The sequence below is a fragment of the Pseudomonas jinjuensis genome, from assembly GCF_900103845.1.
GTDB classification, from domain to species: Bacteria; Pseudomonadota; Gammaproteobacteria; order Pseudomonadales; family Pseudomonadaceae; genus Pseudomonas; species Pseudomonas jinjuensis.
Genome location: NZ_FNIJ01000005.1, coordinates 83,075 through 96,843 on the forward strand (window position 1 = coordinate 83,075; position 13,769 = coordinate 96,843).

At 65.4% G+C, this 13,769-nt stretch carries 7 protein-coding genes; 6 read left to right on the forward strand and 1 reads right to left on the reverse strand.

Annotated elements, in window-relative coordinates:
- Positions 1 to 36 precede the first annotated feature (36 nt).
- The 5 genes from BLR75_RS08595 (at position 37) to BLR75_RS08615 (ending at position 8,939) form a co-directional block, all read left to right on the forward strand.
- Positions 37 to 828 (forward strand): OmpA family protein, encoded by a 792-nt coding sequence (locus BLR75_RS08595; protein WP_084310672.1) that lies wholly within the window; start codon positions 37 to 39, stop codon positions 826 to 828.
- A 158-nt stretch (positions 829 to 986) separates the two neighbouring features.
- The gene (locus BLR75_RS08600; protein WP_084310671.1) at positions 987 to 2,759 is read left to right on the forward strand and encodes a response regulator; all 1,773 of its coding nucleotides are present in this window, start codon (positions 987 to 989) and stop codon (positions 2,757 to 2,759) included.
- A gap of 320 nt (positions 2,760 to 3,079) precedes the next feature.
- Positions 3,080 to 4,909, forward strand: a complete 1,830-nt coding sequence (locus BLR75_RS08605; protein WP_084310670.1) for a DUF1302 domain-containing protein — start codon at positions 3,080 to 3,082, stop codon at positions 4,907 to 4,909.
- A 26-nt stretch (positions 4,910 to 4,935) separates the two neighbouring features.
- Positions 4,936 to 6,303: a DUF1329 domain-containing protein gene (locus BLR75_RS08610; RefSeq protein ID WP_084310669.1), complete on the forward strand. Its 1,368-nt coding sequence runs from the start codon at positions 4,936 to 4,938 to the stop codon at positions 6,301 to 6,303.
- A 137-nt stretch (positions 6,304 to 6,440) separates the two neighbouring features.
- A complete protein-coding gene (locus tag BLR75_RS08615; protein WP_090416036.1) occupies positions 6,441 to 8,939 on the forward strand; it encodes a helix-turn-helix transcriptional regulator in 2,499 nt (832 codons plus the stop codon).
- A gap of 173 nt (positions 8,940 to 9,112) precedes the next feature.
- On the opposite strand, the gene BLR75_RS08620 is transcribed toward BLR75_RS08615, so the two are convergent.
- Complete coding sequence (locus BLR75_RS08620; protein WP_084310667.1) at positions 9,113 to 11,875, reverse strand: winged helix-turn-helix domain-containing protein; 2,763 nt, start codon at positions 11,873 to 11,875, stop codon at positions 9,113 to 9,115.
- 322 nt (positions 11,876 to 12,197) lie between these two features.
- On the opposite strand from BLR75_RS08620, the gene BLR75_RS08625 reads away from it, so the two are divergent.
- The gene (locus BLR75_RS08625; protein ID WP_084310666.1) at positions 12,198 to 13,754 is read left to right on the forward strand and encodes an acyl-CoA synthetase; all 1,557 of its coding nucleotides are present in this window, start codon (positions 12,198 to 12,200) and stop codon (positions 13,752 to 13,754) included.
- Positions 13,755 to 13,769 lie beyond the last annotated feature (15 nt).

Below are 13,769 nucleotides of genomic sequence, written 5' to 3' on the forward strand. Positions count from 1 at the left end.
GGGCCTCACCCACTACAGGAATTCGAGGTAATCAACATGTTCAGGGCAACCCGCAATACCCTTCGCTTCGCTGTGGCTGCAGCCGCACTGGCAACCATCACCGCCTGCACCAGCACCGTCAGCAAGGTCGACTCCCAGGGCATGACCCAGGAGCCGGTATTCCCCGCCGTCAGCAAGGCCACCCGTCCCGACGGCAGCTACGTCAACCAGGAAAACCTCGGCAAGATCGCCGACGGCATGACCAAGGCGCAGATCCAGGAGCTGATTGGCCCGCCGCAGTTCAAGGAAGGCATGTTCGGCGTGCGGGAGTGGGATTACATCCTGAAATTCCGCCAGCCGAACGGGCAGCCGGACAAGGTCTGCCAGTACAAGGTGCTGTTCGACAAGGACATGCTGGCGCGTTCCTTCCATTTCCAACCGGCAGACTGCCTGGCCCAGGCTGAAGAACCGGCCCCGGCGAGGGCGGAATCGCTGACCCTGTCCGCCGACACCACCTTCGCCTTCGGCAGCGCGGTACTCAGCCCGCGCGGTGAAACCGAGCTCGGCCATCTCGCCGACCAGCTCGCGACCCGCCAGGTGCGGAGCATCCAGGTCACCGGCTACACCGACCGGATCGGCAGCCAGGAGAGCAACCTGGAACTCTCCCGCCAGCGCGCCGCCAGCGTGCGTGATCTGCTGGTACGCCGTGGCGTGCCGGCCAACGTGATCAGCATCGCCGGCCTCGGTGCCGCCATGCCGAAGATCGAATGCCCCGGCCCGGCCACTGCCCATGTGATCGAATGCCTGGCGCCGAACCGCCGGACCACGCTGGATATCGTCTATCAATGACCGCTGCGGGCCCGGGCGGCGTGGCCCCCGGTGCCGCACATCCAACCGGAAGCCCGGCGCTATCCTGCGTAGCGCCGGGCTTCCGGCTGTCCGCTGGCTGCCGATCCGTGGTGAACTAAGCTACAGCGTCGGGAAATGCCGCAGACGGAAACTCTGCCATGAGCACAATCCTGATCGCGGATCGTCTTCCGGTGATCCGCGCGGCACTGCGTTCGATGCTGGAACGCGCAGGACACGAGGTCATCGGTGAGGCGGACAACGGACCGGACGCCCTGTCGCAGTGCCGGCAGCTCAAGCCCGATCTGCTGATCACCGAACTCGGCATACCGCGCCTGGGCGGCCTGGATCTCGTCCGTCGGCTGAAGTCCGGCGGCAACGGCACGCGGGTGGTGATCTACAGCAGCCAGGAAAGCGACCTGTATGCCAGCCGTTCCATGCAGGCCGGGGCGGATGCCTATGTCAGCAAGATCGAGGCCCTGGACGACCTGGAAATCGCGGTCAGTTCGGTCCTGCACGGTCGCTGCTATTTTCCCAGCGTCGTGGCCCAGTCGAAGGATTTCGACACCTCCGCAGCACAGCGGCGAAACGAAATCGGACAGCTGTCCGCGCGCGAACTGACCGTGCTGCAGCTGCTCGCCAAGGGCTTGAGCAACCAGCAGATCGCCGATCAGTTGGCACTCAGCTACAAGACGGTCAGCACCTACAAGGTACGGCTCCAGCAAAAGCTCCATGTCAGCTCGACCTTCCAGTTGCTGGAGGTGGCGCGCACCACCGGGTTGGTGAAAACGGTAGCGGATGTCTCCGCTCCGCCCGCCGAACTGCCCCAGGCCGCCGAACTGGAGAAGGAGCACACCATGCTGCGGGCGCTGGTGGACGCGGTTCCTGCGCCGATGATGGTGAGGGACCGCGAGGGGCGGCTGCTGATGTGCAACAGTCATTTCCTCGAACGGGTGGGCGTCAGGAGCTTCGAGGAAATCTGTGGGCTCCGGCTCGAGGATTCGCCCTGGTACTCGCCGGAGTTGCGCGAACGCATCGCGCGGCGTTACCGGGAAGCCGTCGAGAACGAGGAGTCCCTGGCCCTGGAGAGTGTCATCGAGGAACACGGCCAGGCCCAGCCGACCTATGTCTGGTGCACGCCCTACCGGGACTCGCAGGGCAGGGTGATCGGCATGGTTGGCGGTACGCGCAATCTCTCCCGGCGGGACTCCGTGCTGATCGAGCTGCGCCACGAGAAGGCGCTTGTCGAATCGATGAGCCGGATGAAGAGCGAGGCACTGTCGGCCGTTGCCCTGGAGCTGTATCCGCTGCTGAAGGTCATGGATTCGCTGATGGCGGCGGCGAACCGGCTGGACGATATCGAGCAGATACGCAAGGCGCTGGGGAATGGGGCCCACGTGCTGAGCGACATGCAGAAGGTGCTGGACAAGGTGGAACTGCTGATCGACCTGGACCTGCTGCAGACTGCGCCAGGCACCGAGGCGCGTCATCTGGGCGAGCTGACCGGAGAGATTCTCGAAGCGCTGCGTGGCCAGTTGCTGGAGGGAGGAGGGGAACTGGTGATCGATTCGCACGATCTCGCCCTCACTGTGGCCTGGATCGATGTCGCGCATTACTCCCAGTTGCTCGATTCGTTGCTGCGGCTGCTGGTCCGCGGCGAGGCAAGGCCGCGAATACGTCTGACGCTGCATTCGAGCGTCATTCCCGGCGGCTTCATGAAGTTCCTGCTGGAGATCCATTCGACGGGGGAACATGCCGCTGGGGCTCTGGACGGGCAGGGCTCCGACCGGTTGACGCTGGTACATCTGCGGAGCCTGCTCGATGTCCTGGGCGCGCAGATCCGGCGGCAGGATCCGGCGGGCGGCGCTGACGGGGAAGTCTGGCTGCTGGAGTTCAAGTTGCCGCTGGCCAGGTCAGCGCCCGGATCGGTCTGAGCCAGCCGCGCGAGGCCGTCACCCATCCCCGAATGCCGCTCGCAACGGCTCCGGCATGAGCTCACCCAAGCTTCCGTCGAGAGCCCCCGCCGCGGCGGGGGCCGGATGGGCGCGCACTGAACCCGGGGTTGGGAAGTTCCTACCCAACGGCGCAACGACAACGCCCTCTGCGGGGCTGTTCATGGCGCCGGAACAGCTCCGGAAAGCATGAATATCACCCTCGAGGGTGACCCCAAAAATCACCCGAGCAGGCGCTTTGGCGGGTTCCGGCGGCTGATTAGCATGCACTCACTAAACGCAACATCCACTTGGAGCACCGCATGCCAACAATAACAATGCGCGGAATTTTCCGACCGCATGCCCTGGCCGCCGCTGTAACCCTGGCGGTCGCCTCTCAGGCTCAAGCCGTGAACTTTTCCATTGGGGAGATCGAGGGGCAGTTCGATTCGTCGCTGTCTGTAGGCGGCAGCTGGTCCACCACCAGCCCCGACAAGGATTTCATGTCCAACAACGGCGGTGCCACCGACGGCCGGGCTTCGACCCGTACCGCCGACGACAACCGCCGGAACTTCAAGAGTGGCGAGAACTTCTCGACCATCTTCAAGGGCGTGCATGACCTGGAACTGAAATACGGCGATGGCGGTGCTTTCGTGCGTGGCAAGTACTGGTACGACTTCGAGCTGAAGGACGGCCACCAGCACTTCTACGACATCGACGACAGCGGCCGTGATCGCGCGGCGAAGTCTTCCGGGGCGATGTTCCTCGACAGCTTCGTCTACTACAACTACAACCTCGCTGACCTGCCGGGCAACGTGCGCCTGGGCAAGCAGGTGGTGAGCTGGGGCGAGAGCACCTTCATCCAGAACAGCATCAACTCGATCAACCCGATCGACGCCGCCGCCCTGCGCCGTCCGGGCGCCGAGGTGAAGGAAGGCCTGATTCCGGTCAACCTGCTCTATGTCTCCCAGGGCCTGACCGAGAACCTCACCGCCGAGGCCTTCTACCAGCTCGAGTGGGACAAGACCGTCACTGACAACTGCGGCACCTTCTTTGGCAACGACGCGCTTCCGCAAGGCTGCAACGACCGCCTGGTGGCCGCCGGCCTCGACCTGCCGCAGGGAGTTTCCGACAACGTGGGTCTGCCGGATGCCGACACCAACGTCTTCGTCCCGCGTATCAAGGACAATGACGCCAAGGACAGTGGCCAGTTCGGCATCGCCCTGCGCTGGTACCTGCCGGAGCTGAACGACACCGAGTTCGGTGCCTATGCGATGAACTACCACAGTCGCAACCCGTACCTGAGCACCGTTCGCACCACCGGCGCGGGTGGCGCAACGATCCCCGCCCTGGCGCAGATCAACTCGATCCGCAATAGCGGCTATTTCATCGATTACCCGGAAGACATCCGCCTGTATGGCCTGAGCTTCCAGACCAACATCGGCGGAGCCGCGCTCGGCGGCGAAGTCAGCTACCGTCCGAACATGCCGCTGCAGCTCAATACTGCCGACCTGCTCAGCGCGACCTTCGGCTCGGCGGTTTCGCCGCTGGCAACCACCGGCTTCATCACCACGACTCCGGGCGGGGTGGTCAACGGTTACAAGCGCATGCCGGTCCTCCAGGCACAGACCACCGTGACCAAGTTCTTCGACCAGGTGATGGGCGCCGAGCGTCTGACCGTGGTCGGCGAAGTGGGCTACAACCGCATCAATGGCCTGGGCGACAGCGACGGCACCGACCTGCGCTTCGGTCGCAGCCCGATCTTCGGCTCGGGCATCCTGCCCGGCGCAGCCGGTCTGGCGAGCTGCCGTGGTACCGGCGTGGGTACTCCCGCTGCCAGCAACCCGGCGCAGGAGTGCAACAGCCACGGCTTCTACACCACCAACTCCTGGGGCTACCGCCTGCGCGGCTCGCTGGATTACCCGAACGTGATCGCCGGCATCAACTTCAAGCCGAACATGGCGTGGTCGCACGACGTGGAAGGCACCGGCCCGAACTTCGACGAAGGTTCCAAGGCCATCAGCGTCGGTGTGGATGCGGACTACCGCAACACCTACACCGCGAGCCTCAGCTACACCGATTTCTTCGGTGGCGACTTCAACACCAACACTGACCGCGACTTCGTGGCGCTCAGCTTTGGTGTGAACTTCTGATCATTCAGAAATACGAGGGTTATTACATGAAAACAAGAACAATGATCCATGTCGGCGCCCTGGCCATCACGCTGCTCGCCAGCAGCGTGATGGCCGCGGTCTCCCCGGAAGAGGCGGCCCAGCTGGGCACCACGCTGACTCCGCTGGGTGCCGAGAAGGCCGGAAATGCCGACGGCACCATCCCGGCCTGGACCGGCGGCCTGCAGCCTGGCGCGGCCAAGGTGGAAAACGGTTTCCTCAGCGATCCGTTCCCGGATGACAAGCCGCTGTTCACCATCACCGTCGCCAACGCTGACCAGTACAAGGACAAGCTGACCGCTGGCCAGATGGCGATGTTCAAGCGCTATCCGGATACCTACAAGATTCCCGTGTACCAGACCCGTCGCACCGCCGCGAGCCCTCAGGCGATCTATGACGCCGCAAAGCGCAGTGCGCTGCACACCGAGGAGGCGAATGATGGGAACAGCCTCGCCAACTTCACCGATTCGCGCAACTACGCCTTCCCGATTCCAAAGAACGGCCTGGAGGTGGTGTGGAACCATATTACCCGCTACCGTGGCCCGAACCAGCGCCGGCTGACCGCCCAGGCGGTGCCGCAGGTCGATGGTTCCTTCACTCCGGTGACCTTCGAGGAGGATCTCGGCTATCCGCAGTTGCTCAAGGATGACGATCCGAAGCAGACCGAGAACGTGCTGTTCTACTACAAGCAGCGCGTGACCAGTCCGGCGCGTCTGGCCGGCAACGTGCTGCTGGTGCACGAGACCATCGATCAGGTGACCGACGGCCGCCAGGCCTGGGCCTACAACGCCGGCCAGCGCCGCGTGCGCCGCGCCCCGCAGGTCGCCTACGACGGTCCGGGCACCGCTGCCGACGGCCAGCGCACCTCGGACGACTCGGACATGTACAACGGCGCTCCGGATCGCTATGACTGGAAGCTGATCGGCAAGAAGGAAATCTACATCCCCTACAACAACTACCGGCTGTGGTCGCCGAAGCTGAAGTACGCCGACATCATCCAGCCCGGTCATATCAACCAGGACCTGACCCGCTACGAACTGCACCGCGTGTGGGAAGTGGAGGCTACCCTCAAGCCCGGCCAGCGCCACATCTACGCCAAGCGTCACTACTACTTCGACGAGGACACCTGGATGGCGGTCGAGTCCCAGCTGTATGACGGTCGCGGGCAGCTCTGGCGTGTCGGCGAAGGTTTCGCGGTGAACAACTACGAGCAGGGCACGGCGTTGTACGCGGCGAACTCTTTGAACGACCTGATCTCCGGCCGCTACCTGGTCATGGCGCTGCAAAACGAATCCAAGCGTGGAATCGACTTCACGCTGCAGGCCAAGTCCAGCGACTTCACCCCAGCCGCCCTGCGCAACGCGGGCATCCGCTGATACAGCGCAACCGACGCCGCTCCTTCGGGGGCGGCGCCGGTGCGTCTACTCCACCGCTACTCCGTAAGGGCGATTGTCCCGCAAAGGTGTGAATGGTCTGCTGACGCCAGAAGAACAATCCAGTCGGCGGAATTCACATGTCCAGCTCCAGTCCCCGGGTTTTCTGTCACGGTCATTGTCCTGCGCTGCCTGCGGCGCACGTACCGCGTTCCCGTCTGCTCGACCTGCTGCGTAAACCCAGGCGCCTTCGCCTGCTGCGCGCGCCTGCCGGTTACGGCAAGAGCACGTTGCTCAGCGAATGTCTGCAGAGCCTGCCGGCGGGGCAGGTGCGCGTCTGGATCGGCTTCGGCGGCCAGGCACTGTCGATGGAGCGCTTCTGCGCTCATCTCGCTCGCGCACTGGGTTGCGAATCCCTCGATCGCGCGAGTCTGCGCCGCCTGCTGGAGGAGCGCCGGGAGCCGCTGTGGCTGGTTCTCGACGACTACCCGCAGCATGCCTGTGCGGAAATGGATGAATGGGTCGACGATCTGCTTGCCCAGCCCGACCTGCCGCTGCAATTGCTGGTGAGCAGCCGTCAGCGGCCGGCGTGGAACTTGCCGCGCCTGCTGCTGGAGGACCAGTTGCTGGAACTGGATGCCCGTGAACTGGCGTTCACCCGCGACGAATTCGACGCACTGGCTTCCCGTCTCGACGGGCATCCTGCACCGCGCGCGGCCGAGCGAATCTGGCGAGACACCCATGGCTGGTGCGCCGGGGCCTGCCTGTCGCTGCTGGCACTGCGCGATGGCAGCGATGCTACGGCCTGGCTGCGGGGGTTCCTGCAGCGCGAACTGCTCGGTCGCCTGGATGCCGCCGAGCAGGCGGCGCTGGCGAGCATCGCCCATCTGCCCAAGGTTTCCGAGACGCTGTGCGACCAACTGTGGGAAGGGCAGGGCGGTGGTGCGATGTTCCGCTCCCTGCTGCAGAAACAGTCGCTGTTGCAACCGGTGCCTGCCCGTGAGGGCTGGTACCAGTTGCTGCCGGCCTTCGTCCCGGCGCTGCGCGAACTGGCCGACAAGGCGACGCTGGGCCGCCTGCAATTGCACGCCTGCCGCATCCTCGGCAGGCTGGGCGAGGTGGACGACGCCATCGACATGGCCCTCGGCGCCGGCCAGCCGGAAGTTGCCGTCAGCTTCATGGATCGCCTGGGGCTGGACTGGCTGCTGACCGAGGACCACATGAAACAACTGCTCGACTGGCGTCGAAACCTGCCCGCCGAGCTGATGGAAAGCACGCCCCGGCTGATCTTCCAGAACACCCGGGCCCTGCTCTTCAGCTGGCGCCTGGACGAGGCGCAGGTCTGCCTGGACAGGCTCGGCAACTACCTGCCGCAGCCGAGCGCCGCACGCAACATTCGCCTGCTGGCCAACTGGCAGGCCCTGCACGGCGCGGTGCAGGGCCTACGCGGCAATGCCGCGGCGGCGCGTGAACATTGCCAGGCCGCGCTGGGCTGGCTGGGCGACAGTGACGGCCGTGCCGCCTTGCTCTGCCATTTCACCCTGGGCAGGGTGGCGATGGCGAGCGGGCAGCCGGAGGAAGCCCGGCGCCTGATGCAGGCCGCCCTCGAACTGGCCAGGCGCGAGGAGTGCCTGGCCAGCGAAGTGCTGGTCAACTGCGACCTGATCCGCCTGGAACTGCTCGCCGGCGAACACCAGCGTGCCGCCGTTCTGCTCGACGAGTCTCTGCACCTGGTGGAGCGCAGCGGCCGGCAGCACGACCTGCTGCTCTGCCGGCTGCTCCTGCTGCGGGGCGAGATCCACTTGCTGCGCGGCGCTCTGCCGGCGGGCGAGGAGGTGCTGCTGGACGCCGTGCGGCATGCTCGCTCGGCCGCCGATCCGTTCATCCTCCATGGGTGTCTGTGTCTGGCGGAAATCGCCGCCATGCGTGGCGAACACGATCGCGCCCGCTCGCTGCTGGACGAGGCTGAACGGCACATGCACTGCGCCCGGATCCTGCCGTTCTGCTACGAAGGAACCCTGCAAATGTTCGGCATGCGCCTGCTGGCGCGGCAGGGCGACTGGCAACGGGTGTTGCGCATGGCCCGGGACGAAGAGGTCGATGCGACGCGGCTACCGCCCCTGCACGTGCCATCCCTGCGCCAGCGCTGCCAGTTCCTGCAGGCGCTCGCCGAGCTTGGCAGCGGTCAGCATGCCCAGGGGTGGGCGCGTCTGGAGGCATTGCGCCAGACTTGCGAGCGCCTGCAGTTCCGCAACGTCGCCAGCCTGGTGCAGAGAGCCTTCGGCTGGCTCGACAGCGAATGCCGGTCGTCCGGCGGCACTGCGGTGGAATGCCAGGCAGGCCCCGATGCCGGCCTGCAGCGCGCCCTGCAGAACTGGCTGACGCCCGCGCCGGCGGAATGCTCCCGCGCCGAACCGGCGGTGATGCCGGAAAAGGAACCGGACAGCCTTCTGACCCGCCGCGAGGTATCGGTGCTCAAGCTGCTGGCCGACGGCCTGTCCAACGAGGAAGTCGGCGCCAGCCTGTACATCTCCCTGAACACGGTGAAGACCCACACCAAGAAGATCAACAGCAAGCTCGGCGTCAACCGCAGGACCCAGGCGATCATGCGGGCGAAGGCGATGGGGATTCTGGCCTGAGGGCGTTGGCGGTATCGGAGGCTTTCTTCGCGAGCAAGCTCGCTCCTGCAGGCAAGGTCACGCTCTCCATATGCAGGAGCGAGAGGTCACGTTTTTGTAGGAGCGAGCTTGCTCGCGAATAGTAGGAAGGTAGGCCGTAGGGTGGAAAACGCCTGGCGCTTTCCACCCTCAGGTCAGTCCAGCAACCCCCTTGCCCGCGCGATCGCCACCGCCTCGACCCGCCCCTGGGCGCCGAGTTTGGCGCTGATGTTGCGCAGATGGGTCTTCACGGTGAATTCGGAGAGGAACATCTTCTCGGCGATCACCTTGTTGCGGTAGCCCGCCGCCAGCATGCGCACCACCTGAATCTCCCTGGCGGTCAGCGCCTCCTGGGAGCCGCCGGCCCGTGCCGGGTTGGCCGCTTCGTCCGCGCTGCCGATGCGCTGCAGCAGACGGGCGAGGAAGCGCGGCTCGATGCCCAGGCGGCTGCTGGTGGCCTGGAACGACCTGGCCCAGTCCTGCAGCAGCCTGCCGAACGTGGGACCTTCGTCGAGGAAGATGCGGATGAAACCCTCGTGGCTGGCGAAGCGCAGCGCCTCGGTCAGTTCGTCGAAGGCCGCCTCCTGCTCGCCGAGGCCGTCCAGCGCCAGGGCGTGCAGCAGGCGCAGCTTGAGTACCCGGCGGCAGAGTTGCTTCTGCTGGTTCAGTTCTATGGCCTGGTGCAGTGTCTCGGCGGCGTCGGCGAACTGGCCGGTGGCGATGCGCAGGCGCAGGCGGGCGATGCTCGGCGTTTCGGTGTCGTTGGCGTAGAAGTGGATATCCGGGTCTTCCCAGTCGCCATAGATCTCCGCCGCCTGCAGCAGGTGTTCGGCGCTTTCCAGGCGGTTCTCCAGCACCGCTATCCGCGCCCGCTCGAGCCGCGCCGAGCAGACGATGCGCGCCGAGCCCGAACGGGTGCCGATCAGCTCCAGATCCGACAGGTAGCGCTGGCAGCTGTTCTGTTCGCCACGCAGGTAGGCGATGCGCGCCAGCAGGACATGGCAGTTGATCAGCGAATCCGGCGGGCTGGCGTCCTTGACGTAGGGCATTGCATCGGAGAGGCGCTGGGCGACCTCTTCCAGTTCATCGACTTCGTAAAGGGTTGCCGCCAGCACCATGTCCAGCGACGGCTGGCCGCCGAAGACCTTGCCGGTGTTGCGTGCGAGGTTGCTCTCGAGCGTCGCCTGCAGGCGCGACAGCGCGGCGCCGATCCGACCCTGGACCAGATCGATGATGCCTTCGATGCTGGTGGTGATGATGCGCAGGAAGCTCGAACGATGCGAGTCGCGCAGGGTGGCACGCGAAATCAGGCGCCGGGCTTCATCGTAGCGGCCGATGGTGAGCATGCTGAAGGAGAGGGCGTTGACCACCACGCCGTACTGGAAGGTTTCTTCGGGCGGCAGCCGATCGATGTGACGGACGCCGGCCTCGTAACATTCCTGCGTGCGGTCGGTGAGGACCAGTACCAGGCAGCGGACGGTTTCCGCCTTCAGCCGCAATTCCTCGTCATGCATGCCTTCCATGCGCTGCACCCACTTCATGGCTTCGTCGTAGCGCCGATGCAGCGCCAGGCTCCAGGCATAGGCCAGGCACAGATGTGGGTAATGCTGCAGGATGTCCGTCGGAATCTGGTCCGGCCAGCGCAGCAGCAGGCGCGAACGGCCGGCATCGGTGAGTTCCACCACGTGCCGGTCGATCTGCTCGGCGGCTTCGGCCTTGGCGCCGGCCAGCAGCAGGTGCTCGATGGCGGTGACCGGCCGCTGCTGTTCCAGGAACCAGTGCGCCGCACTGCGGTGCAGCGTTTCGGCGCGGCCGGGATGGCTGCGCTCCAGGGCGTCGCGCAGGAAGCTGGCGAACAGGCTGTGGTAGCGGTACCAGTGGCGGTCGTTGTCCGTGGGATAGAGGAACAGGTTGCTGCGTTCCAGGTGCTCGAGCATCTCGGCGCAGTCGTTGCGCCCGGTGACCGCCGCGCAGAGTGGTGCGCTGAGCTGGGTCAGCACGCTGGTATCGAGGAGGAACTGGCGGCACGACTCGCTCTGCCGGGCGAGGATGTCTTCGGTGAGGTACTCCGCCAGCTCCAGGTTGGACCCGGAAAACGAGGCGACGAAGGCCGCGCGGTCGTCGCGCCCCTGCAGGGACAGGCTCGCCAGGTAGATGGCGGTGATCCAGCCCTCGGTACAGTTATAAAGAGTGGTGATCTCCCGATCGCCCAGCGCCAGCTGGTGTTTTTCGCGGATGAAGCGGGTGGCTTCGTCGAGGGAGAAGCGCAGCGCTCCGGGGTTGATCTCCAGCAGCTGGCCGCGCGCCCGCAGGCGGCCGAGGCCGATGTCCGGGGTGGTGCGCGAGGTGACTACCAGCACGCCACAGGCCGGCATGAATTCCAGCAGGCGCTGGATGAAGTTGAGCAGGGAAGGGTTGTGCAGCACCTCGAACTCGTCGAGGAAGATGGCGAATGGCCCATCCAGCAGATTGATCCGCTCGAGCAGCTCCAGGCCGAGATCCTGCTGGTCCATGGCGGCCGGCACGGGATCCGCCGCCTCGCCCGCGGCGAGCCGCGACAGGCCGGCCTCCAGGTGGGTGATGAAGCGGGACAGGTCGTTGTCCGCCGAGTCGACGTTCAGCCACAGCGTCTTGCGCCCATTGGCCTGGCAGCGGTGGTGGAACTGCTGCATCAGAGTGGTCTTGCCGAAGCCGGCGGCGGCGCGGATCAGGATCAGGCGCTTGCCTTCCAGCCGCGACATCTGCTCCAGCAGATCTTCACGCAGCAGGTGGCTGCCGAGGGTGGCGGGAACGGCGAGCTTGCCGGGCTGGATGCGGCAGGTGACGGGGGCGCCGATGTCCACAGAGTGCGGATTGGGCAGGAATTCACCGGTGTCCGCCGGAATAACGCCTTGGAAAAGGTCCGGTTTGCGTGGCATGGAAACTCCGCTTGCGAGTCACCGGTATGTGGGGCATGCCGGTGTGCATCTTGTTCTTGTGGGTGGGTCGATTCTGCCACGTTAGCACTAGCTCCGACCTTACTCCATTTGGCGTATACATCCCGTCGCAGGGCATTCCGCCGGGGGCGTGCGCTCCTTCGACCTGTCGCGACTGCATTCCGGCCTCCTCGTGCCCTCACCCCGGCGGGGGATGCGGGCTGTGCCGATGAATACTCCAAATCTCACTCGTTCGACCGAGGCGTGTGCTGTGCCCGATCCCTAGCATCGAAAAACACAACAACAAGTTCCTCAGGAGACGAGTATGTACCTGACCCAAGGGCTGCATCGCATGCTGCAGCAGCAGCCCGATCAAGTCGCCACGATCTTCCGTGGACGCACTCGCACCTTCCGCGAGGTGGTCGACCGCGTGGCGCGCCTGGCTGCAGGCTTCCGCTCTCTCGGCATGTGCGATGGCGATCGCGTCGGCATGCTGGCTCTGAACTCGGACAGCTTCTACGAATACATGTACGGCACCTGGTGGGGCGGTGGCGTGCTCAATCCGGTGAACATCCGCTGGAGCGTGCCGGAAATCGTCTATTCGCTGGACGATTGCGACACCCGCATTCTGCTGATCGACGACAATTTCCTGCACATGGCTGCGGAGATCGTCGCCACTGCCAAGGTTCCTCCCGTACTGGTGCATGTCGGCAGCGGCCCGGCGCCGGAAGGCATGCTCTCGTACGAGGGCCTGATCGCCGAGCACCAGCCCATCGCGGACGCGCTGCGCGGCGGCGACGATCTTGCCTCCATCATGTACACCGGCGGCACCACCGGACGGCCGAAGGGCGTGATGCAGTCGCACATGAACCTGTGGTCTTCCGCGATCATGCGCATGGCCGACTACGCGTCCATCGAGGGGAGCGTGACCCTGCACGTGGCTCCGATGTTCCACACCGCCTGCATGGCGCGCGTGATAGCCCAGACCATCTCGGGGCGGCCGCACGTGTTCGTGCCGTCATTCGATGCGCTGGACGTGCTGCGCACCATCGAGAGCGAGAAGGTGGTCGACATCCTGCTGGTCCCGGTGATGCTGCAGGCGCTGATCATGCACCCGGAATTCCCCAACTTCGACCTGAGCAGCCTGAAGCGCCTGATCTACGGTGCCTCGCCGATCACCCAGCCGGTGCTGGAGCGGGCCCTGCAGCTGCTGCCGGGCGTGCAGTTCCAGCAAGGCTACGGCATGACCGAGGCGTCGCCGAGCATCTCCATCAGCGGTCCGGAAAACCATACCGCCGAGGCGATCGCCAGCGGGCGCGTGCGTTCGGCCGGACGGCCGCTCATCGGCGTCAACGTGCGCGTCGTCGACGAGGACGGCAACGAAGTGCCGCGCGGCATCGTCGGCGAGGTCATCGCCCGCGGCCCGAACGTCATGCTCGGCTACTGGAACCGGGCGGAAGAAACCGCCGAAACCCTGCGCGATGGCTGGCTGCATACCGGTGACGGCGGCTACATGGACGAGGATGGCTACCTGTACATCGTCGACCGGATCAAGGACATGATCGTGACCGGTGGCGAAAACGTGTACTCGGCGGAAGTCGAGAGCGCGCTGGCCGGCCATCCCGCCGTGGCGGCCTGTGCCGTGATCGGCATCCCCAGCGACCGCTGGGGCGAAGCGGTGCATGCCGCGGTCGTCCTCAAGCCGGGCCAGCAAGCCGGCGAGACAGAAATCATCGAGCACTGCCGCAAGTTCATCGCCGGCTACAAGTGCCCGAAATCCGTGGAGTTCATGGCGGCGCTGCCGATGTCCGGTGCCGGCAAGATTCTCAAGCGCGACCTGCGCGCCCCTTACTGGAAGGACAAGACCCGCGCCGTCAACTGACGTCACGGCCTCCCT